Annotated in this window: 15 protein-coding genes and 6 pseudogenes; 14 read left to right on the top strand and 7 right to left on the bottom strand. The window is 67.7% G+C overall.

Annotated elements, in window-relative coordinates; translation table 11 throughout:
• The first annotated feature begins 2 nt into the window (after nt 1–2).
• Nucleotides 3–323: a hypothetical protein gene (locus tag J0670_RS05890; protein WP_307806397.1), complete on the top strand. Its 321-nt coding sequence runs from the start codon at nt 3–5 to the stop codon at nt 321–323.
• A 219-nt stretch (nt 324–542) separates the two neighbouring features.
• Here the strand turns inward: J0670_RS05890 and J0670_RS05885 are convergent.
• Nucleotides 543–680, bottom strand: a pseudogene (locus J0670_RS05885) (hypothetical protein); the annotation flags it as partial.
• Nucleotides 681–1,153: 473 nt separating this feature from the next.
• On the opposite strand from J0670_RS05885, the gene J0670_RS05880 reads away from it, so the two are divergent.
• Nucleotides 1,154–1,837 carry an alpha/beta hydrolase gene (locus J0670_RS05880; RefSeq protein ID WP_207810303.1) on the top strand — a complete coding sequence of 228 codons (684 nt, stop codon included), beginning with the start codon at nt 1,154–1,156 and terminating at the stop codon, nt 1,835–1,837.
• A 136-nt stretch (nt 1,838–1,973) separates the two neighbouring features.
• Here J0670_RS05880 and J0670_RS05875 read toward each other — a convergent pair.
• The 3 genes and pseudogenes from J0670_RS05875 to J0670_RS05865 form a co-directional block, all read right to left on the bottom strand.
• A pseudogene (locus J0670_RS05875) lies at nt 1,974–2,260 on the bottom strand (TetR/AcrR family transcriptional regulator); the annotation flags it as partial.
• A gap of 138 nt (nt 2,261–2,398) precedes the next feature.
• Nucleotides 2,399–3,175 carry an SDR family oxidoreductase gene (locus tag J0670_RS05870; protein ID WP_207810301.1) on the bottom strand — a complete coding sequence of 259 codons (777 nt, stop codon included), beginning with the start codon at nt 3,173–3,175 and terminating at the stop codon, nt 2,399–2,401.
• A gap of 296 nt (nt 3,176–3,471) precedes the next feature.
• Complete coding sequence (locus tag J0670_RS05865) at nt 3,472–4,329, bottom strand: alpha/beta fold hydrolase (protein ID WP_243436583.1); 858 nt, start codon at nt 4,327–4,329, stop codon at nt 3,472–3,474.
• A 799-nt stretch (nt 4,330–5,128) separates the two neighbouring features.
• On the opposite strand from J0670_RS05865, the gene J0670_RS05860 reads away from it, so the two are divergent.
• The 6 genes from J0670_RS05860 (at nt 5,129) to J0670_RS05835 (ending at nt 15,273) form a co-directional block, all read left to right on the top strand.
• Nucleotides 5,129–5,992 (top strand): SDR family oxidoreductase, encoded by an 864-nt coding sequence (locus tag J0670_RS05860; RefSeq protein ID WP_207810299.1) that lies wholly within the window; start codon nt 5,129–5,131, stop codon nt 5,990–5,992.
• A 228-nt stretch (nt 5,993–6,220) separates the two neighbouring features.
• Nucleotides 6,221–7,876: an NAD-dependent malic enzyme gene (locus J0670_RS05855; RefSeq protein ID WP_243436582.1), complete on the top strand. Its 1,656-nt coding sequence runs from the start codon at nt 6,221–6,223 to the stop codon at nt 7,874–7,876.
• Nucleotides 7,873–8,043, top strand: a complete 171-nt coding sequence (locus tag J0670_RS05850; protein WP_207810295.1) for a hypothetical protein — start codon at nt 7,873–7,875, stop codon at nt 8,041–8,043. The genes J0670_RS05855 and J0670_RS05850 overlap by 4 nt, the downstream gene beginning before the upstream one ends.
• 87 nt (nt 8,044–8,130) lie before the next feature.
• Nucleotides 8,131–8,826: a type 1 glutamine amidotransferase domain-containing protein gene (locus J0670_RS05845; RefSeq protein ID WP_207810294.1), complete on the top strand. Its 696-nt coding sequence runs from the start codon at nt 8,131–8,133 to the stop codon at nt 8,824–8,826.
• A 316-nt stretch (nt 8,827–9,142) separates the two neighbouring features.
• Nucleotides 9,143–10,834 (top strand): acetolactate synthase large subunit, encoded by a 1,692-nt coding sequence (locus J0670_RS05840; protein ID WP_207810292.1) that lies wholly within the window; start codon nt 9,143–9,145, stop codon nt 10,832–10,834.
• A 1,289-nt stretch (nt 10,835–12,123) separates the two neighbouring features.
• A complete protein-coding gene (locus J0670_RS05835; protein ID WP_207810290.1) occupies nt 12,124–15,273 on the top strand; it encodes a glycosyl hydrolase family 18 protein in 3,150 nt (1,049 codons plus the stop codon).
• Between the two features lie 218 nt (nt 15,274–15,491).
• Here J0670_RS05835 and J0670_RS38975 read toward each other — a convergent pair.
• Nucleotides 15,492–15,911, bottom strand: a pseudogene (locus tag J0670_RS38975) (HAD-IC family P-type ATPase); the annotation flags it as partial.
• Nucleotides 15,912–15,943: 32 nt separating this feature from the next.
• Between J0670_RS38975 and J0670_RS05825 the strand changes: the two are divergent.
• Nucleotides 15,944–16,521: pseudogene (locus tag J0670_RS05825) on the top strand (IS5 family transposase); the annotation flags it as partial.
• A gap of 21 nt (nt 16,522–16,542) precedes the next feature.
• Here J0670_RS05825 and J0670_RS05820 read toward each other — a convergent pair.
• A complete protein-coding gene (locus J0670_RS05820; RefSeq protein WP_207810288.1) occupies nt 16,543–17,784 on the bottom strand; it encodes an IS110 family transposase in 1,242 nt (413 codons plus the stop codon).
• Nucleotides 17,785–18,127: 343 nt separating this feature from the next.
• On the opposite strand from J0670_RS05820, the pseudogene J0670_RS05815 reads away from it, so the two are divergent.
• Together J0670_RS05815 and J0670_RS05810 are read left to right on the top strand one after the other, a co-directional pair.
• A pseudogene (locus tag J0670_RS05815) lies at nt 18,128–18,440 on the top strand (transposase); the annotation flags it as partial.
• Nucleotides 18,441–18,568: 128 nt separating this feature from the next.
• Nucleotides 18,569–18,691 (top strand): annotated as a pseudogene (locus J0670_RS05810) (IS5/IS1182 family transposase); the annotation flags it as partial.
• Between the two features lie 108 nt (nt 18,692–18,799).
• Here the strand turns inward: J0670_RS05810 and J0670_RS05805 are convergent.
• Entirely contained in the window at nt 18,800–19,384 is a 585-nt protein-coding gene (locus J0670_RS05805) for a TetR/AcrR family transcriptional regulator (RefSeq protein ID WP_207810285.1), read from the bottom strand.
• 53 nt (nt 19,385–19,437) lie between these two features.
• Here J0670_RS05805 and J0670_RS05800 point away from each other — a divergent pair, with 53 nt between their 5' ends.
• The 3 genes from J0670_RS05800 (at nt 19,438) to J0670_RS05790 (ending at nt 22,106) form a co-directional block, all read left to right on the top strand.
• Nucleotides 19,438–20,172 (top strand): DUF998 domain-containing protein, encoded by a 735-nt coding sequence (locus J0670_RS05800; RefSeq protein ID WP_207810284.1) that lies wholly within the window; start codon nt 19,438–19,440, stop codon nt 20,170–20,172.
• Nucleotides 20,169–20,945 carry an SDR family NAD(P)-dependent oxidoreductase gene (locus tag J0670_RS05795; protein WP_243436581.1) on the top strand — a complete coding sequence of 259 codons (777 nt, stop codon included), beginning with the start codon at nt 20,169–20,171 and terminating at the stop codon, nt 20,943–20,945. Before J0670_RS05800 ends, J0670_RS05795 begins: the two co-directional genes overlap by 4 nt.
• A gap of 201 nt (nt 20,946–21,146) precedes the next feature.
• Complete coding sequence (locus J0670_RS05790; RefSeq protein WP_307806396.1) at nt 21,147–22,106, top strand: alpha/beta hydrolase; 960 nt, start codon at nt 21,147–21,149, stop codon at nt 22,104–22,106.
• Nucleotides 22,107–22,355 lie beyond the last annotated feature (249 nt).

The following is a 22,355-nucleotide window of genomic DNA, read 5'->3' as shown; positions in this document are numbered from 1 at the left end:
TCCTGCAACTGGAGTACGAGACTCAGACCCCCAACGGCCTGGAGGCCGTCCGCGGTCTGCTGCAACCGGCCGAACTCGCGCTGCGCGGCATGCCGGTGACGTGTTCCGCCTGCCGCGCCCGCAGAGACTGGCTGCTGCTCAACCACCGCCGCAACGTGTGGGTCCGCTGCCGCTGCGGAAACGAGTGGCTGGAGCCGGAGATCACCCGCCAGGACTTCGACGCGATGATCGCCAACCCGACCTGGACCTGCCACGCCACCACCGATGCCGCGCGGGTGGCCCTCGGCTTCGACGGCACTTTCGCCGGCATCTACCTGGATTAATGAGCGGTGTTGCATCCGATGCAACACTCGACGTGCCCGGCACCGACCGTTGACCTGCTGACTTCCGAGGGGGCCGACCCACGGTCGGCCCCCTCTCCCGAGCTCAGAGACCGCGCGCGTAACCGATGAAACGATGTTGCAGTAGACGCAACGCGGCCCGGGGCATGACGCGTGCTCGTGTCGTGCTGTATCCGGCCTGGGCTACTGGCTGCGCCCGGCCTGAGGCTTGCCCACGTTGGCCTCGACCTTGAACTCCCGCTTCATGCGGTCGATCAGCCCGTCGAGGCGCGGCTCGCTCATGTCGGCGATGACGGCCTGGCCAGTCTCCTCTTGCGTACGGACTTCGAAGGACGAGTCTCCTATAGCGCGGCCGGCTCGGACGACGACACCGGGCGCAGCCGCCGCAGTGCCTCGGAGAAGGTGCTGGTCAGTGTGGTGGCATCGGCCAGATCCGCCAGCAGGCGCGAACCAGCGTGGCTGACGACCCCGTGCCCGTCAGCACCACGGCAACGCCGCACCACGCCAGGTCCGACCGACCTTCACGGAACACGAGTTGCGCGAATCAGCCGCACCGGATGGGCACAATAAAAAAGCTCCGCTGTCCTTGAAATCGTCAAGTCGACCCGAGGGGGAGGGGGAGTCGAATGCACGCGCCAGCGAGCACATTCACCCCTCATCTGATATATCGGGGACTCAGAGGCGGATTCCGCAGGGGAGCAGCAGAAGCCCCTGTATGCCGGAGAGCGGAACCCGTAGTACCCACCTAGAGAAGGCAGTGAAGATCCAATGAATTGGTTCTTCACTGTCCTGTACCGACGCAGGAGGAAAGCATGGCAGGCAAGGCTAGCGTCGTGTTCGCCCACGGATTGTGGGCTGATGGCTCGTGCTTCGCAAAGCTCATCCCCGCGCTCCAGGCCGAGGGGCGCGAGGTCTTCGCCTCGCAGCACGGCCTCGACTCGCTCGAAGGCGACGTTGCCTGCGTCACTCGCGCGATCAATCACGTGCCCGGCCCGGTCGTGCTCGTGGGCCACTCCTACGGCGGCACGCTGATCACCAAGGCGGGCGTGCACGACCGGGTGGGCGCTTTGGTATACATCTGCGCGCTCGCCCCGGACGACGACGAGACCTCGCAGCAGCACCTGGACGCATTTCCCAGCTCGCCGGTTTTCGAGCACCTCGAGGTGGCCGACAACCGCATCTACCTCAAGGAGTCGGGCATCGGCCACTTCTGCGGCGACCTGCCGCTGGAGGAACAGAAGCTCGTGCTGGCGACCGCCAACCCGCCGACCGCGGACCTCTTCAACCAGCAGGTTCCCGGCAACGCCTGGCGAGCCAAGCCGAGCTGGTACATCGTGGGCGCCCAGGACCGCACGGTGAACCCGGACCGGGAGCGCGCTTCCGCCGAACGTATGAAGGCCACGACCGTCAGCCTCGACAGCAGCCACGTCCCGATGCTCTCGCAGCCCAAGGCCGTCCTCGACGTCATCCGCAACGCCGCGAAGACCCTGGAGTAGGGCCGAAGGACCGCGAGGTACGCCCCTTCGGGCAACTGGTCGGCCCTGCTGCTGATCCGCGTGACCGAGCGCCGCACCGACGCAACCTGACGGACCATCAGAACCGGACTTCAGAGGCTCCACCAGGTCACCCTCGCCGGGCGGCCGCGGGGATGGACTGGCCTTGGGGGGCACTCGCGCAGGGCGGCGAGCAGGCGGGCTTCCTGGTCGGCGTCCTCGTCGAAGACGAGGGCCTCTTTGACCGGGAAGTGCTTGAAGAGCGTGGTGATGGACACGTCGGCGGCATCCGCGATCTCGCGGATGCCGACCTGCTCGTATCCACCGCTCCAGGAAGAGCCGCGGAGCTGCGTCAGCCAAGGCCCGGCGGGTGGCGGCCTTCTTGCTCACGCCTTCGTGTATCAGGTAGATGAACCGCTGCTTCACCTCGGGGGCACCCGCTTGCCGGTCGGGCGCCCCTCGGTGGTGATCATTCTGTCCTTCATCGCCTGCCCGCTGGCTGGGTGTTGCGACGTTCATGAGAACCCGAGGCCGCGGGCGGGCCCTGCAGGGGTGCCGGGAGGGTCAGTTGGGCTGGCGGGTCGGCATGATCGTGACCTGCTGGAGATTCACGCGCGGTGGCAGCGTGGCGATGAAGCCGACGGTTTCAGCGATGTCCTGCGGCGTGAGCCACTCCATCGCCTCCTTGGAGTCCTCCAGCCACTGAAGCGCACCGTCATCGGTGACGTGGTTCTGCAGCTCGGTCGCGACGATGCCCGGCTCGAGCGCCGACACCCGCACGTTCTTGGCGCCCAGCTCGACACGCAGATGACGCGAGAGGTGGGTGACGTACGCCTTGGTGCCGGAGTACACGGCGAAGTTCGGGAAGATGTTCTGCGCCGCGATCGACGAGGTGTTGATCAGGTCGGCCACGCCTCGCTCCCCGGCGGCCTTGACCAACTGCGGGATGAACCCGCCGATGACGTTCATCAATCCGGTGATGTTGAGGTCGATCTGACGCCGCCACTGGTCGGTGGCCAGCTCCTCGATCGGGGCGGGCAGCATCACGCCCGCGTTGTTGAACAGCAGGTCGGCACCGCCCAGCTCGGCCGCCACCCGGCCGGCGGCCGACCCCACGGCCGCGGCATCGGTCACGTCGACAGCGATCGCCAGGGCGGTGCCGCCGCTCTTCTCGATCCGGGAGACCAGCTCGTTCAGCCGGTCCGCGCGCCGCGCCAGAACGGCGACGCGTGCGCCCAGCCCCGCCAGATGTTCGGCCGAGGCCTCGCCGATGCCGCTGGAGGCTCCGGTGACGACCGCCACGCGGCCGGTCAGTGGCTTGGCAAGGGTTTCCGTGGACATGCAGCACACCTTCCGAAAGGGGATGACTCAAGGGGGACCGCGGCCGCCCTCGCCGAGGGCCGGAATTACGGACATATCGCCCGATTCGTAAAGCCGTACGGTGCAACTGGTCCGAGGTTGCGGTCGGCACTCGGCGCGGCAGCCGTCAGCGCGCGAGGGGAACGGCGAACGGCTGGAATCCGCGGCGGCGCAGGAGGTGCGGGCCCAGGGATGAGCCCAGTGAGCGAAGCGACTCACACGGACGGCTCTGGTCTCCCGCCGCCGAGGTCTTGACGCCGCGGGCTGGTTGGGGGGCGCTATGTCCGCATGTAGTCCTCGACGGCGTCGACGATCAGGTTTTTGACGGCCTCCGGCTGGGAGACGAGGGACACGTGCGAGGAGTCGATCTCCACCGTCTTGCGGGCATTCGCCCGCTTCGCTTCGAATCGCTCCAGACTCGGATTGATCGCTTGGTCCTGCTTGCCGACAAGGGCGTAGACGGGCTTGTTCCGCCATGCGGCGCCGGTGAGCTTGTCCGTGAACGCCGACAGCGCGATCGGACGCTGTGTGGCTGCCAGAATGTCGGTCCGACTCGTGGGCAGGTCCTCGGCGAAGACCAGGTGCAGTCTGTCCGGCTGTACATACACGTCTGTGCCGGTAGTCCCGTCGCCATTGCGGAAGGGCACCTGCTTCAAAGCCTTGGTGAGTTCAGGGGGAGCGAAATTCGCCGAGAGACTGGAGAACGACTCTCCCGCATCGGGCATGATCGCGTTGATGTACACGAGGGCCTTGACGTTGTCGTTTCCGACGGCAGCCTGCGAGATCACCTCTCCGCCATAGGAATGACCAACCAGGACGATCGGTCCCTTGACGGACTCCAGGAAACTCGCGAGGTAGGTCGAGTCCTGGGGAATTCCGCGGAGGGGGTTGGCCGGTGCGGCCACCTTGTAGCCGTTCTTCTGGAGCCGTTCCACGACGCCGTTCCAGCTCGACGCGTCGGCGAAGGCACCGTGCACGAGCACGATGATGGGCTTCTCCCTGCCGGGATCACCGCTCGGACCACCGGCCTGCACCATTACGGCCGCCAGGACGGAGGCGGTTCCCGATACCGCCAGAAATGCCGCACCCCAACGAACGATGTTCAAGTCGCGGCGCGACTTCCAGGATATTCGCATGCCACTCCTTCGGCGCGAAGGCGTCAGGCGACGCCCGGGATCCCAGAGTCGAGGACACCAGTCGGCTCGTCTCCGCGTACGGGCCATCCGAGCGAACGCACCCCAGCGGCCTGGAGTCCTCCATCCTCCCGTGCACCCTCGACCAGGACCGACTCGCGCGGACTACACCACTCCAGCCACCCCGCTCCTCGACGCTCGTCAGTCGGTACGAGGCGGCCGCTCCCGTCGCCCGGGCGAGCTTGTCCTCCAGCTCCTCAGGAGTCAGTTCGTCGAACCTCCTGAGGACCTCACCTGTCACAGGACTTGTGGTTGCGATAGCCGTGAATCCACGCCATGACCACCTGACAAGAGCCGTAAATACACCCAATTTGCACTATCGCTCGCCTCGCGGAGCGGCGCGCTCACTGCGGGGAGCCGTACCCTCCAGGCCGGCCAGAACCTGCTTTGCGCCTGCGTCGACCAACCCGCCGCAGACGATGATGATCGGACGCTCCGTCATTTTTTCACGCCTGTCGGAGTTCTGAGCAGAGGTCATCAATTGTGCCGCACTGCTATTAGCTCTTGAGCATTGCCCCCTCCCGCGCTGCCAATACCCGATTGGCCTACTTGGATTGCCGTCCCCAGTGGACTGCGCCGATCATAATCGTGCGACGCTCCCGGCCAGAATGTCTCGCCTGCTACCCCGAGAGAGCGTCCTCGCGCACGACAGCCAGCGTGTCAGCGCGCCTCAGGCGACTCTCGGTGAACGGTCAAAGCGTCGACGACTGCGGGACCAACACCATGAAAGGATGCACTCGGCATGGCGAATGCGGAACTTAGGAAGGTCCTTATCACGGGAGCTGGCACCGGCTTCGGACTCGAAGCCGCTATGCGCCTGGCGGAGAAGGGCTTCGACGTGATTGCGGGGGTGGAGATCTACGCCCAGGTGCAAACACTGAAGTGGCAGGCAGTCGAGCGCGGAGTCAGGCTTCAGGTCGAGAAGCTCGACGTCACGAACGACGGTGACCGTCGCAAGGCCCTCAACTGGGGTGTGGAAATCCTCGTAAACAACGCCGGAGTCGGCGAAGGCGGCTCCACAGTTGACATTCCCGAGTCGAACATTCGGCACCAGTTCGAGGTCAACGTCACCGGGCCCCTGGTTCTCACCCAGGGGATCGCCAAGCAGATGATCAAGCGCGGGGCAGGCCGCATCGTCTGGGTTTCCTCGAGGGAGGGCCTGAACGTCAACCCGTTCACCGGCATCTACTCCGCCTCCAAGCACGCAGTCGAGGCGATCGCCGAGACTATGGCCTACGAGCTGCAGGAGCACAAAATCGAAGTCGCCACGGTCAACCCTGGGCCCTTCTTGACCGGGTTCAACGACCGCATGTTCCAGACCTGGGAGAGCTGGGAAGATGACCCGTCCCAGCGGCTCTTTGACTACTCCAAGCTCTCCTTCCCCCGCGCGCAGTTCGACCCTGAAGCGGTCTATGCGACGTTGACGGCCGTCGCTGCCGGCGAGGTAGACAGTTACCGCAATTTGGAGCCCAAGTCGATGCTTGAAGAGACCAAGCATCTTCAGGCGGTTCCGTGGGAGCGCAAGATCACGGACGGCCTTGGGACCCGACACCCGGCCATCCAGCATTCCTACGAAATGAAGCCGGAGACTCCTGTCGCCGCGTGACCCCCACTCCGCAGGTGACCGCGGGCAGAAGAGGTTCCTGAGCTCTGCCCCGGTGGTCGCGCACCGCCCGCCCTCCCCTGCTGGATGAGTGCTCGTGCCCGAGGACGGCCGGGTTGTGGAAAGCAACAGCAGTCATTTCGTGAAGACCAACGGTGGACCGGGCTGTCACACTCCGAGCCATGCACTGCCACGAGCGCACAACACTCACGAAACGCCGAAAGGACATCAATGCCTGTCAAGCCGACCGTGCTGCAGGATCGCTATCGCAATCGCGGCACCGCGTACACCCTGGAGGAGCGGGCGAGGCTTGGGATCACCGGGCGACTGCCAGCAGCCGTCGAGAGTCTCGACGAGCAGGCCGACCGGGCCTATACACAGCTCCAGCAGCAGCCTTCCGACCTGCACAAGTACATCTACCTCAATGAGGTCCACGACCGCAATCAGGTGCTGTACTTCAAGCTGCTCGCCGACCACCTGCACGAGTTGCTGCCCGTGGTCTACGACCCCACCGTCGGCGAAGCGATCGAGAAGTGGTCCGTCGACTACCGCGACTCGCGCGCGGTGTACCTGTCGATCGACCGTCCCGAGGACGTGAGAGCTTCGTTCGAGTCGCTCGGCCTTGGTGCGGACGATGTCGATCTGGTCGTCGTATCCGACGCCCAGGAGATTTTGGGTATCGGGGACTGGGGCGTCAACGGGACCGACATCTCCATCGGCAAACTCGCCGTCTACACCGCCGCGGCCGGCATCCACCCGAACCGGGTCATCGCCGTCAATCTTGACGTGGGGACAGATAACGAGCAGTTGCTCAACAGCCCCTCCTATCTGGGAAACCGGCACGCACGGGTGACCGGAAAGCAGTACGACGACTTCATCGCTCTCTACCTCGAGACAGCGTCCGAGTTGTTCCCGAACGCGCTCCTGCACTTTGAAGACTTCGGGCCGTCGAACGCCCGGAGGATCCTGGTGGAAAACGCCGACAAGTATCGGATCTTCAACGACGACATGCAGGGCACCGGCGCGATCGTCATGGCATCGGTCCTCTCGGCTCTGAAGGTGACCGGGGGACGCTGGTCCGAGCAGCGCCTGGTGGTCTTCGGCGCAGGAACCGCTGGGACCGGTATGGCCGACCAGATCTACGCAGCCATGTTGCGTGACGGCGCATCGCCCGAAGAGGCGAAGAGCAACATCTGGCTCGTGGACATCGACGGCTTGGTGACCGACGACATGCAGGATCTGCCTGACTATCAGCAGGTGTATGCACGGCCGAAGTCCGAGGTCAGCGAGTGGTCTGACGGTGAGATCGATCTGCTCACCACTGTCAAGCGCGTAAAGCCAACCATCCTCATCGGTACTTCTACCGCTCACAACGCGTTCACTGAGGAGGTCGTGAGGGCGCTGGCAGCCGGCGTCGAGCGCCCAATCCTCCTGCCGCTGTCCAACCCGACGAGCCGCATCGAGGTCATGCCGTCGGACGCGTTGCACTGGTCCGAGGGCAGGGTTCTGATCGCAGTCGGCATCCCCGTCGAACCGGTGGAGTACAACGGCGTCTCCTACGAGATCGGGCAGGCCAACAATGCCCTCCTCTACCCCGGACTCGGCCTCGGCACGATCGTGTCCGGTGCCCGCCACGTGACGGACAGCATGCTGCTCGCTGCCGCCGAAGCAGTGGCAAGCCAGGTCGATGTGTCACGGCCTGGGGCATCACTCCTGCCGCCGGTCTCAAACCTCAGGGCCTCGTCCGCGACCGTCGCGCTCGCCGTCGCCCGCGCCGCAGCGAAGGACGGTGTCGCAACGAGGTCCCCCGCCAACCTCGCTCAGGCCGTCCAGGACGCGATGTGGGAGCCGGTCTACCCCACGAGCGATCCGGAGGACCTGCGATGAGCGACAACCAGTCAACTCCCGCGATGAAAGACCTGCCGATCAGGATCCAGTCCAGCGGAAAGCGACAGGAATTCGACAGCATGGGCACGGTCGAGGTACCGGCGGACCGGTACTGGGGGGAAGACCATGCCTGCCACCACCTCATCACTGATCCCACCTGCTCTTGACCAACTCCGCGGCCGAGTCCCGCCGGATCGCGACCCGAACCGCTTTCACTGGTATCAGATTCCTCCAACCTTCAAAGGCGTTCTCTCATGGCCAAGATCCTTTTCGTGATGACCGGAGCAAGCTACTGGACGCTCAAAGACGGCCACCGGCAACCGACCGGGTACTGGGCTGAGGAGTTCGCAAGTCCGTACAGCGTGTTCACCGGGGCCGGCCACGAGGTCGCCATCGCCACCCCGGGCGGTGTCGTACCCGTCTGCGACACGATGAGCCTGCGACCCCGCTTCACAGGGGGAGAAGATGCATCCGTCGAGCAGGAAGGCATCATCGAAGAGGCCGAGCAGCTTCGCCACGCCATCCCGATCAAGGACGTGGACCTCCGTGACTACGACGCGGTCTACTACCCAGGAGGCCACGGCCCCATGGAGGACCTCTGGTGCGATGCTGATTCCGGGCTGCTGCTGAGGAGGGCCCTCGCGTCCGGCAAGCCGCTCGGCCTCGTCTGCCACGCCCCGGCGGCGCTGCTCGCCACCCGGGACGAGAAGGGTGACACGCCGTTTTCCAACTACCGCGTCACCGGATTCACGAACGACGAGGAGGCGGGCGTCGGCTTCGCCGACAAGGCCAAGTGGCTCATGGAGGACGAGGTCAGAAACCTTCCCACAGACTACTCCCGCGGCCCGATGTGGGAGTCATACACGGTGGTTGACCGCAACCTGTACACCGGACAGAATCCGGCGTCCTCTGGCCCGCTAGCCACGATCATGCTCAAAAGCCTCTCGTAGGCACGACACCGATCGCGTCGCCGCGCTCGGCGCCGCCCTCCTCGCGCTGATCACCGACCGCGAACAACTGCGGCTGATCCGCGACCGGCCCGTCGCGGCGGCAGCCTGCGTCCCAGGCGGAGCGCTGGTTGCCGCGCAGCACGATGCCCGGCGGCGCACGTCCACATCCGGCGCCAGCGTGTGGGCAGCCCGCGGCCGCCGCCACCCCGACGCCGCCGAACGGCCCCGGCACGCTCGAGGCATCGGTGTCCGCCCGGCTACCTCGGTCGGCGGCCGATGAGTGGCCGGGGCATGCGGACGTGCCTACGTTCGTCTCATGGGTACCGAAGGCGCGAGCCGGTCGTGGGACGCGGCAGCGGCGGAGGACGTGGCGCATCTGTTGGTGCGGTGTCTGCGGGCCGAGGGCGTGGAGTACGTCTTCGGGATTCCCGGCGAGGAGAACATCCGCTTCGTCGACGCGCTGAACGGCTCCGGGATCCGGTACATCCTGGTGCGCCATGAGCAGGCCGCATCGTTCATGGCGGAGATCTACGGGCGGCTGACCGGCCGGGCCGGCGTGTGCTCGGCCACGCTGGGACCTGGTGCGATCAATCTCCTGCTCGGTACCGCGGACGCCATGACCAACAGCGCGCCGATGGTGGCCCTGGCCGCGCAGGGGTCGCTGCGCCGGATCCATAAGGAGTCGCACCAGGTGATCGACCTGGTGTCGATGTTCGCCCCGGTCACCCAGTGGGCAGCCCGCATCGAGTGTCCGGACGCGGTGCCGGAGATGACACGCAAGGCGTTCAAGACCGCGCAGAGCGAGCGCCCCGGTGCCGTGTTCCTGGCAGTGCCGGAGGACATCGAGGCCGAACGTCCCGCAGAACCCCTTGCACCCCTGCAGATCGACGCGGTGCGCACCGACGCGCCCTCGCCCACCCAGATCGCGCGGGCGGCCGAGGTGCTTGCCACGGCTCGGCACCCCGTCGTGCTGGCAGGCCACGGCGCCGCCAGAGCCCGGGCCTCGGCCGCTCTGGTGCGGTTCGCCGAGCGGCTGGACCTCCCGGTCGCGACCACGTTCCACGGCAAGGGCGTCTTCCCCGACGACCACCCGAACGCCCTCGGCGCGGTCGGCTTCATGCGCCACGACTACGGCAACTTCGGCTTCGACACCGCCGACGTGCTGGTCTGCGTGGGCTATGAGATCCAGGAGTTCGACCCCGTCAAGATCAACCCGCACGGCGACAAACGAATCGTTCACGTGCACCGTTTCCCCGCCGAGGTCGACGCCCACTACCCGGTCGCCGTGGGCATCGAAGGAGACCCCTCACAGGCACTGGACGCCCTCGCGGCAGCACTGCCCGAAGGACTCACCTACGACTCCGCAAGCAGCGCCGAGATCCGCACACTGCTCGACGAAGAGCTCCAGTACGGACGCGACAACGACGCGTTCCCCCTGGTGCCGCAGCGCGTGGTGCACGATGTCCGCACCGCCCTGGACCGCCACGACATCGTTCTCGCCGACACCGGGGCCGGGAAGATGTGGATGTCCCGCCTCTACCCGACCTACGAACCAGACACTTGCCTGGTCTCCAACGGCCTGTCCACCATGGGTTTCGCGCTGCCGGGCGCCATCGCCGCCAGGCTCGCCCGGCCGGACCGACGAGTCCTGGCGATGATGGGCGACGGCTCGTTCCTGATGAACTCCCAGGAACTGGAAACCGCCGTCCGCGAACGCGTTCCGCTGGTCGTCCTCGTCCTGGTGGACGAGGAATACGGCCTGATCACCTGGAAGATGGAACTCGAACTCGGCCGCCACAGCCACACCCGGTTCGCCAACCCCGACCTGGTCGCCTACGCCGAGAGCTTCGGCGCACACGGCTACGCCATCGAGACCGCCGGCCAACTGCTGCCCGCATTGCGCCGCGCCCTCGACGACGACACGGTCTCCGTGATCGCCTGCCGCGTCGACTACTCCGAGAACCTGCGCCTGACCGACAGACTGGGCAGCCTCCACGGCCCGTTCTGAGAAGGGTACGGCTCTTCCGGAGGGAAAGGCTGAGCTGGGAGAACCCTGATCGGTGCAGTACGCGGGACCGCTCGCCCCTACCGTGGAGGGTCCACCAGCTGGCTCGGCATCGGCTTGTCCGTCAACTCGCTGATCGTCATGCCGCTGCTGGGCCGCGCCAAGCGCCGCCTCGGCTGCTGACACCACCGCCGAAGCCCGTCAGGCGGCCGGACCGAACAACTCGCCGAGCAGGGCGGCTCCGTCACCGGGTGCCCGCACCTCCACATGCAGGTCCGGGCCGTCGAGATGGAGCCGGAAGTCGAAGAACGGGCAGCACCGCTGCTCGGCCGCGGCCAGCCCGGTGACCTCGGCTGTCCGGGATCACGGTGCAAGCCGCGCCGGCGAGCACCCCGTGCCAGGCGGCGGCTCGCTCGGCCATGCCCGCGCCGCTCAGCGAGCAGGCCACCGCAGCCGTGCGCCACACCCTCATGATCCGCGAGGATCCAGGATGAACCAGGCTCGGTCAATCAAACGCCTCTGAAGCAGACGCGGCGGTATCTGTGCACTCCGGGACCGATTCGGATGCACTGGCAGACAAAGCGGAACCCGCTGACCGGCTCAGACTTGGCGAAGCCCAGTCGAGCGGAAATTGTGCCATGTCCGAATCAGACGACCCTGCCATCGTCCCGGTGCACGGTGCTTTCGCCGGTGCGTCCGGCTCCGCCCAGGTTGTCCCCGAGCTGCTGGCCGACGGGCTGGATGTGGTCGCCCCGGCGGCGCCAGCCACACTCTCACGGCCGTCGATACAGGAGTCCTTCGTCTCCGTGGACGCCGACACCCGGCTGCCGCCTGACACCTCGCCATCGACACCACCACCGACCCGTCGTCGCGACCGGTCGACTTCTGCCCGGCAACTGCGCTGGCTGCAAGGCGCGGGAGCTGTTCAGCGCGAAGGATTCCGTGGCAGGACCGCGGTGCTCACGGGCGGCGGCTACCGGAGCATCGCTCGGTCGTCCCGTACCGCCGTGAACACGGCCGGTGTGAACTTCCGGCCTGGAAAGCGGAACACAACGCCCCCCACCGGGGGGTCCTGCCCCTGCCGAGCATGTCTTCGCCCGTATGACGAGCTGGAAGATCCAGCCAGCACACCGCAGGTCGTTCAAGGGCAGTCATCTGCGTATGGCATGTCCCTGGAATAGGAGTAACTGGCAATGCAGATACCTGCTTTGACCGATTCAACAGGCCGTGGCCGACAGCGAAATATCGCCGTCTCACTCGTACTCACACTGGCGGCGGGCCTGCTGGGCCTTATGACCGCAGCGCCGGCTGCCGCCGTTCCCGGCACGCCGCCGCTGATCACCTGGAACATGCAGGGCGCCCAGTCGGGCGGCCAGAACAAGTGGACCGTCAACATCGGCAACATGGTCAACGGGGCGGTGACACCCCCGATCCTGGCGCTTCAGGAGATGGGATCGGACCTACCGCCGCAGGCGCGCGGGACCACCAGGGAGTTCCTCACCGTCGCCAACGGCGGCCTGTTGCCCGTTCCGGCCGCGGCCGGCCTCCAGGGCACCCTGCCGCCCTATGCGAACGCCGGCGGTCCGCAGCAGGTGCGCCACGGCCAGTGGGCCTCTGGCGGCATCAACCATGACGTGTACTTCCTGCAGACGGATCCCAACGGCGACGCGTGGGGCGGCGGGCGTGTCAACATCGGCTTTGTCACGGAACGGGGAGCGGACGACGTCGTCGTCCTCCCCAACCCCCTGGGGCCGCAGACCGGTTGGGCGGCGCGCGCGACGCTGGGTCTGCGATTCGGCGGCACCTGGTACTTCACCGTCCATGCCCTGTCGGGCTCGCACGGCAGTGACGCTCCCGGGCTGCTGACGAACATCAGCCGATTCGTGGCGAGCCGCGGGCAGGGTGAGGACTGGGTCGCCCTCGGCGACTGGAACCGGGAGCCGGCCTCTTTGCAGGCGGCGGGACTGCCTGCCGGGGCCGGCATCTTCAGCAGCGGGCAGGCGACCCATCGGGACGCCGGTGAGCTCGACTACGCGGTGTACTCCAACGGCAACCCGGGAGGTGTGATGGTCGCACCGATGGTCAACATCAACCGGGACTTCCTCGACTCCGATCACATGCCCGTGCTCCTCGGCCAGTTGACAGCCGCAGCGACCCACACGCAGTCCGTCGGGGGACGGGCGGTGGAGAGCATGGCCGCCGGCGGCGTACTGGACGTGTACCACGAGAGAACCGCCAACCTCACCCCCATCGACTCCTACGTCCGCAACGGACAGAGCAACCAGAGCTGGACGCTGGACTTCTACGGCGACAACACGGTCCGCTTCCAGGGCGAGGGCAGCGGCAGGTGCATCGACATCACCAACAGCGAGCAGAATCCGGGCTCCGGCCGTTCCCTCTCGCTCTGGGACTGCTCCGACACGGCCAGCCAGCGATGGACACCCGTACCCCTGGGCAACGACCAGTACCAGTTCCAGAGCGTGCTGCTGCCCAGTCTGTGCATGAACATCGAGGGCGGCCAGAGCGACCCCAACCTCACCGCGAATGTCGTCCTGTACAGCTGCGAGAACACCCCCAACGAGCGGTGGGTCATCACGCCCGCCCACCCGAGCAACGAGCAACTCGCGCATCCTGACGACCTGTCGCGGATCACGCCGGCGACGGTCACGATCGGGGCCGCGATCGACGGCGGTGTGCTGGACGCGTACCACGAGCGAACCGCCAACGACACGGACATCGTCTCCTGGCATCGCAACGGCTTGAGCAACCAGGGCTGGATCCCCCACTGGCACGGCGGCAACACCGTCACGTTCGAGGGCGTGGGCAGCCACCGTTGCATCGACATCTACCAGAGCGACCGGAACGTCACCGCCGGCCGCAAGCTCGTCCTGTGGGACTGCAGCGGCGGGACAAGCCAGCTCTGGCAAGCCATTCAGCTCGTCGACGGTCAGGTGGTCCTGCAGAGCGTTCTCTACCCCAACCTGTGCATGGACGTCGCGGGGGCTCCCAGCAACCCCGACAACGGTTACCTGGACGCCTGGAACTGCAACGGCAACCCCAACCAGCAGTTCATCCTCAGCCCGTTCGACCTGACCGGCTCACCGCAGCGCGACACGGATCCCGACCGGTTCGAGTCGTACCTGCGCATCGCCACCCCCGACCCCGGTCAGCCCGCGCAGCGGGTCGGCTACTACACCGGCTGGTCGACGTATGCCAACGCCTTCTACCCGAAGAACCTCGACACCGAAGGCATCGCGGGCAAGCTGACCGTCCTCAACTACGCGTTCGAGAACATCGACCCGGTCAACCTGACCTGCATGGCGGCGAACAAGCCGTCATCGTCAGACGAGAGCGACACCACCGGGAATGACGGCTCCGCCGACGCCTACGCCGACTACCAGAAGATCTACACCTCCGACATCAGCGTGGACGGCAGCAGCGACAGCTGGAGCCAGCCGCTGCGGGGCAACTTCAACCAGCTCAAGCAGCTGAAGACCAAGTATCCGAACCTGAAGGTCCTGGTGTCGATCGGCGGGTGGACCTACTCGAAGTACTTCTCGGACGCCGCCGCCACCGATGCCGCCCGCAAGAAGTTCGTCAGCTCCTGCATCGACATGTACATCAAGGGCAACCTGCCGACTGTCGGCGACGACCCGGCCGGCGGCAACGGCGCTGCGGCCGGGGTCTTCGACGGCTTCGACATCGACTGGGAGTTCCCCGGCAGTGCCAACGGCCACGCGGGCAATCACGTCTCCGCGCAGGACGGGGCCAACTACACCGCCCTGCTCAACGAGTTCCGCGCCGAACTCAACGCCCTCGGCGGCCAGCACATGCTCACCGCCGCGCTGCCTGCCGGACCCCGTGAGATCAACAACCTCGACCTCCCGAGCGTTGCCAACGCCCTCGACCTGGGTGACGTCATGACCTACGACATGCACGGCGCCTTCGAGACCAACGGGCCCACCAATTTCCAGGCCCCGTTGTACGACAGCCCGGCAAGCCCGGCCTTCGGAACCGGCTTCACCGTCAACGACGCGGTCACCCACTACCTCGGCGGCGGCTTCCCGGCTGGCAAGCTGGCCCTGGGCGTCCCGTTCTACGGGCGCGGCTGGACCGGCGCCCCCGACGGCGGACAGCACGGCCGCTACCAGTCCGTCACCGGCCCCACCGCCCCCTTCCCGCTCTCCAAGCAGCCGGGAACCGCCGTCTGGAAGGAACTCAAAGCAGCTGGACTGGCCAGCAGTTACTACTACGACCAACAGTCCAGGAGCACCTGGATCTACGACGGAACCAATTTCTGGAGCATCGAGACTCCCGACTCCCTCGCCGACAAACGGCAGTACATCAAGACCATGGGCCTGGGAGGCGTCATGATCTACTCCCTCGACGGCGACGACTCGTCGAGCACCCTGCTCAACGCTGCAACCGGCATGAGCAACTGACACCCGGCATCGTCGGAGGCCCGTGCCCAGGCACGGGCCTCCACGCACGTGGGCCTGCCGGTGGCGGGAACGGGATCCCGCCACCGGCAGGCGCGACAACACGCCTCACCCGGCGACCTTCGTCCGGAGGCCGGAGCAACACGCCCGGCCGGGATGTCGCCACCGACGCGGAACTCCACCCCACGCCTTCGGTGGGGGCCGAGGAAGTCGGGACGGTGCAGCCGCAGGCCGTTGAGTCCGACGATGACCGTCGATCCCTCGAGTTCGTCGCGAACGATGACGGCGTCGGCGGTCTCCAGCGCGAGGTCGGAGCCGGCCCGGCCCATCGCAATGCCGGTGTGGGCGGCGCCCAGGGCGGGGGCGTCGTTGACGCCGTCACCGATCACCAGCACCTTCCGCCCGGCCTCTTCCTGGTCCCTGACGGCGGTGACCTTGTCCTGGGGCAGCAGTCCTGCGCGCACGTCGCTGATGCCGACTTCGGCGGCGAGCCGGCGGGCGGCGCGCGGGTTGTCGCCGGTGACCAGCATCGGCGCCGTACCGGTCAGAGAGGTGAGCGCGGTGGCAGCGGCGTGCGCAGGTATCGCCCGCCGGCGCTCGTCCCGGCCGATGGCCGAGACCACCACGTGATCACGGCGAATACGCGCCTAAGGCCTGTCTGATAATTGATCTTGTGGCAGGTCGGGGCGAGTTGACGGACGTGGCGTGCGAGCGGATAGAGCCCCTGTTGCCGCAGGTGGACGGGCGTGGCCGTCCGTGGCGTGATCACCGGCCGGTGGTCAACGGGGTGCTGTGGCGACTGCGGACCGGGGCTCCGTGGCGCGATCTCCCGGAACGGTACGGGTCGTGGCAGACCGTTTACGAGCGGTTCGCCCGCTGGGAGGCGGACGGCACGTGGGCGAAGCTGCTGGAACACGTCCAGGTCCGCGATGACGCGGTGGGGCGGGTGGAGTGGAGCGTCGCGGTCGACTCCACGGTCAACCGGGCCCACCAGCACGCTGCCGGCGCCCGCAAAAAGGGGGTGCGGACGGGGACGAACTGGAAGATCCGGGCTGCTCGCAAGCGCGCCAGGCCCTCGGCCGCTCCCGAGGCGGGCTGACCACCAAGGTCCACTTCGCCGTCGACGGCCGCGGCCTGCCACTGTCGATCGTGCTCACCCCGGGCAACGTCAACGACGCCACCACGTTCGGCCAGGCCCTCGACGGCATCCGCGTCCCGCGCACGACACCGGATCGCGTGCTGGGCGACAAGACACCCCATGCAGCTATCGGGTCAAGCAGTTGCAGCGAGTGGTGACGGCTTCGGCGGGGCGAACGCGATCGCCTCATCGAACGTCTGGCGGCTAGTCAAGCAGTGGTGGAGTTGACCGAGCATGCGGTTGAACAGGTGACGGAGGGCCGCGTAGTAGCGGTCACCGGTCTCCCGTCGCCGGTTGTAGTGGGTATGGGCGCCGGGCGAGGCGGTGAGCGCTGCGAAGGCCCAGTGCCTGCCGGTCGCGGCCAGGCGACTGTTCTTGATCCGGCGATGGCTGACGCGCCGGCTCTTGCCGGACTCCCGCGTCACCGGGGCACTTCCGGCATACGCTTTCAGATCCCGAGCGGTGTCGAACCGGGTGCGGTCGTCGCCGATCTCGGCGAGTATCCGGGCGCCGGTGAGCACGGCCAGGCCCGGAAAGCTCGTGATGATCTCCGCATCGGGATGCTGCAGGAAGAGCTCCTCGGTGGCGCGCGCCAGGTCGTCGCAGGCCTGGCAGGCCGCCTCGAGCTGGCCGAGCAGAGCGAGTGTCTGGCGTCCCATCGCTCTTTCCACCAGGGCCGGTTGGTGCAGCCAGGGCTGGCGGAACACCTCGAGCAGCCGGTCAGTCTCGGCCTCGATCCGGCGCTGGCGGCCGGCCCGCATGACGGCAGCCTTGAGCTGGCTGCGGGTGAGCTTGGCGGCCTCGGCCGGGGTGGGGGCGATCGCCAGGATCGCGCGGGCCTCACGGGACAGCAGCCGCTCGCGCTTGCCGGCGAACGCCTCCAGGACCGCCGGGTAGTACTCGCGCAGGTGCGAGCGCAGGCGGTTGTGGGCGCGGGTGCGGTCCCAGACCGCGTCCTGCTGGGCTCTGGCGAGGACGGCGATCGCCTTGACCAGGTCGGAGTCGCCCGGTAGAGGCCGGTGGAGTTCGGCGTCGGTGCGCAGGATGTTCGCCAGGACGACGGCGTCCTGGTGGTCGGACTTCTTGCGAGAGACGACGTGCCGGTCTCGGTAGCGCGCCACGGCCATCGGGTTGATTGCGAAGACCCGACGCCCGGAAGCCCGCAGACAAGCCACCAGGAGCCCGCGCGAGGTCTCGATCGCGATCGGGATCGGATCGTCCGGGCTGTCGCCGTGCTCGGCAAGCAGTCGCAGCAGGTCCTGGAAGCCCGCCGCGTCATCACTGATCCGAAGCTTGCCCAGCAGGTGGGCTTCGGAGTCGACCACCGCCACGTCGTGATGGTCTTCGGCCCAGTCGATCCCGCAGGTCACGTGCATGCGCACCCCTTTCGAGCCTTCGCTGTCCGTCGGCGTCGAGCCGCGGCAGGACCACCCGGCGACCTAATAGAAGCGCTCGCGGGCGCACCACCCCATCAGCCGTCCGTGGCCCCAGCTGCCCCCGGGGTCCTCGCTCTCGTGAAGAGCTCCACGGCTCCGGCTGATCAGGAGGTGGCCCTGGGAACGGCTCGAACAACGGCACCGTACGACGACCGCGTACCAAACAGCAGGGGCCGCGCATGCGTCCCTCTTGTCGAAGCGCTCCCAGGCGCCGCTTACAGACCAGACGTCCCGCCCGGCCCCTGCCAGGACCGCCAAAAAGCCGACCCACGACGCCTATTAGGCCTACTCCAGCCGGGCGATCCGCCACCTGCTGCGGCGCCGGGGCATCTCCGCCACGATCCCCGAGCGCCGCGACCAGGCGGCCAACCGCCAACGCCGAGGGCGCTTCGGCGGCCGACCGCCAGCGTTCGACAAGGAGATCTACCGCGACCGGAACGTGGTCGAACGATGCTTCGCCCGCCTCAAGCAGTTCCGCGCCATCGCGACCAGGTTCGAGAAGCTCGCCGACCGCTACCGCGCCGGAGTCGTCCTAGCCTCCATGATCCTCTGGCTCCGCGAACCAACCAGATGATCATTTGTCAGACAGGCCTTAGGCCAGGCGTCGGATAGCGACGTCTAGCTTCTCCTGGTCGCCATTCGACTTAGGCTCGACGGTGACCTCGATGACGGGTGCCGGGAAGTCCATGCCCTCCAGGGCGATCGGAACCGATCTGTCGCAGAGCGTCTCACCCTGCGACGACGGCAGATCGCACACCGCATCGCCTGCCGCGCCACCGACTCGCTGGCCCGCCTGGGCCGCCACCGCTGGGTGATCGAGAGGACCCTCCTGGCTCGGTGGCTTCTGCGGGCTCCACCGCCGCTCCCTTGGAAGTGGCGCTTGACGCCTCTTCGTCGATGCGAGCGGGGTTGCGGAGGGTTGGGGTTCGGGTCGGGCGAGGGGTGCCCGTTGCGGTTACGTGGCCCAGGAGCGGAGCAGGGTGAGGATCTGGCGCAGGGCACGGGTGAGATGCAGGGTGGATCCGGTGGCCTTGTCGATGACCGCACCGCCCTGGAGTGCGGCCAGCACGGTGGAGGCGAGGTCGGTGACGGGCGCGTCGTCGCGTAGGAGGCCGTGTGCCTGCATGGTGGTGAGCTGGTTGGCCAGTTGGGTGGTCCACTGCTCGTACATGCGGCCGACCAGATGGCGGGTGGTTTGGTCGGTGTCGAGTGCCCGGCCGGCCAGGGCCGCGACCTCGCAGGCGTCCGCGTTCGTCTGCTGCGCGTGCAGGCGCAGGATCTGCTCGATCCAGGACTCCCAGTCCTGCCAGGTGGAGAGGGCGGCAGGTGCCTCCTGCTGGGCGAGGCGCGCGAGGTGGCGTTCGGCGGCGGCGCGGCGCAGTTCCTCCTTGCCGTCGGGGAAGTAATGGAAGAGCTGCCCCTTGCTGGTAGCGGTCAGGCTCATGACCTCGTCGAGGTTGATGTCGTTACCGGTGACCAGCAGATCGGTGGCGGCTTCGAGGATGCGGGCCTTGGTCGCCTCGCCCTTGCGTGTGGGCATGGCGCGATCCTAGCTTTCTGGACTTGAGAGTCCAAATTCTGCGTGCCAGCCTAATGGACGTGAAAGTCCAGAAAACACCCGCCTTCCGCGGTGCGGGCGTGCTGCTCGTGCTCGCCGCCCTGCAGTACGTGCTGCTGGAGTACCTCGCCGCCGCCGCGTGGCGTGACCCTCCGTACAGCTATGCCGTCGGCTTCATTAGCGATCTCGGTAACCCGGTCGCCGGGGACGTGTTCGACGGCCGGGTCGTCGACTCGCCGCTGCACCTGCTGATGGACATCGCGTTCGTCGCCCAGGGCGTGCTGTTCATCGCAGCCGCCGTGCTGCTGCGCACCGCTGTAGCGGGGCGCCTGAAGAGCGTGCTGCTCGCTCTTGCGATCGTCCACGGCGTGGGGGTGATTCTCGTCGGCTTCTTCCACGAGTCGTCGGCGGCCCTGCACAACGGGGTGATCGTGGTCCACAGCATCGGAGCCGCCGCCGCGATCCTGGCCGGCAACGCGATCCCGATCGTGATCGGTGTCCGTGGCGAGCGCCCGGGCATCCCGCGGCGCCCGCGCGTGGCAGTCGCAGCGCTCGGGGTGCTCGGGCTGGCCTCGTTCGCGCTGCTGCAGGCCGACCGCCCGCTCTACCACGCCGCCGGCGGCGTACCCGAACGGATCTCGGTGTACGCGATCCTGGCGTTCGAGCTGATCCTCGGGGCGGCCCTGCTCGCCCGCCCATCCCTCCACAACAGCCTTGTGCCTGCCGCCGACCACGCCATCGCCACTCCCACCGAAAGGCTCAGCTCATGACCACCATCCCCGGTCTGCGTACGAACCTGGCCGGCCGCCGTGCCCTGGTGACCGGCTCCACGTCCGGCATCGGCCGGTCGATCGCGACGGCCCTCGCCCGCGAAGGGGCCACCGTCGTGGTCACCGGCCGCCACCAGGAGGGCGGCGCCGCGGTCGTCCACACGATCCGTACGGCGGGCGGCGCGGGCCACTTCGTGCGCGCCGACCTCGCCGAGGGCGGCCGAGCCGCCACGCGTCTGGCACAGGAGGCGGCCACCGCGGCCGGCGGACCGATCGACCTGCTGGTCAACAATGCCGCCCTACTCATCCCCGCGCAGTCGCTCACCGACGTGGACGAGCAACTGGCCGACCTGGCACTGGCGGTGAACGTCAAGGCTCCGGTCCTGCTGACGGCCGCACTCGCCCCGGCCATGGCCCAGGCCGGCGGCGGCGCAGTGGTCAACGTGGGGTCCATCAGCGGCGCGGTCGGCGCCGCCGTCTCCGCCCTGTACGGCGCGACCAAGGCGGCCCTGCACTCGCTCACAGCTTCCTGGGCCGCGGAACTGGCCCCGCAGGGCATCCGGGTCAACGCGGTGCTCCCCGGACCCACGATGACCGACGAGAACGCTGCCTTCCACGACATGCTGCACAAGTACACGGCCACCACCCCCGCGGGCCGGCCGGGCACCGCCGCCGACATCGCCGACGCCGTCGTCTTCCTGGCCGGCGACCGGGCCTCGCACATCCACGGCGTGACCCTGCCAGTCGACGGCGGATACCTCGCCACCCGATAGCACCGCACGCGCTCAGCGAGGCGAAGCGGCGAGGCGCCGGCCCCTACTCCTGCCCGACGGCCCCGCCGCGCGCCCCGTCGGCCTGGTGGCCGACGGGCACGACGAACATGGCCCTCCGCCCGTCGTGGGCCCCGGTCCTCGCATGACCGCACATCGCACGGCCCATGTCGCACAGGCACCTCGATGAGGAGAGAACCAGAAGTGATACGCCACGCACGCACCGCCGGCCTGGTCGCCGCGGTCACTGTCGCCCTGCTCTCGACGATCGCGTTCACCCCGAACGCCAAGGCCGGCCCGGCCCCGGCCGGTACCGCGTACGCCCAGGCCGCCGCTGACCGGCACGGCGTCAAGCCCACCATCGTGCTGGTGCACGGCGCCTGGGCAGACGCCGCGGGCTGGACCCCGGTGGTCGAGCGGCTGGAGAAGGCGGGCTTTCCGGTCATGGCGCCCCCCAACCCGCTGCGCGGACTCGACTCGGACGCCCAGTACATCTCCGCCGTCCTGCACCAGATCAGCGGTCCGGTCGTCCTGGTCGGCCACTCTTACGGCGGCGCAGTCATCACCAACGCCGCCGTAGGCAACCCCAACGTCAAGGCCCTCGTCTACATCGCCGCTTTCGCACCAGCCCAGGGCGATTCGCTGGCCAGCCTCAACGGCTCGGCGCCGGGCCGGAGCATCCCAGCCGTCCCGGCCATCCCGACGAGCTACCCGCAGCCCGGCGGCAGCACGGGCACGGAGCTGACCATCAACCCGGCCAAGTACCCCGCCGTCTTCCTCAACAACCAACTCCCGCCCGCCCAGGAGCAGGCCCTCGCAGCCGAGCAAAAGCCGCTGAGCCTGGACGCGGTCACCGAACCCTCCGGCACCCCGGCCTGGCAGACCATCCCGTCCTGGTACATGGTGGCAAAGAACGACCGCGCCATCGCACCCGACCTCGAACGCTTCATGGCAACCCGAGCCGACGCGCACACCATCGAGGTGAACGGCCCCCATCTGATCATGCTCACCAACCCCGGCGCGGTCACCACCCTCGTCGAACAAGCCGCTCGGGCCACCGCCCACCCACCCATCCCCACCAGCGGGACGACCGGCGCGGGAAGGCAGCCGTGCGACTACTGCCCCCGCGCCGGGCTCACTCCCATTCGGTTGCGGACATGCTGACAATGAGTCGGGCGAAGCGGTCCAGTTCGGGCATGGCGCGGTGATGGCTCTGGGCGCAGCCGAACATGCAGGGGCGATGCCCCTCCAGCGGGAGGCAGCCGACGGCGTCACGGCGGTAGAAGTTCGCTATCCCGGGAGGACGTGGACGCCCAGGCCCAGCGCCACGCGCTGGAGCTGCTCCCGACCACGGCGGGCTGTCACCGCCCGGCACCGAGGCGGGCGTCGGTCGGCGCAGGGGGCTCCGGTTCG

Source organism: Streptomyces sp. FH025, assembly GCF_017427025.1.
Classification (GTDB): Bacteria; Actinomycetota; Actinomycetes; order Streptomycetales; family Streptomycetaceae; genus Kitasatospora.
Note: the sequence above shows the minus strand (reverse complement) of the source record. Positions and strands in the feature narration are given on the sequence as shown.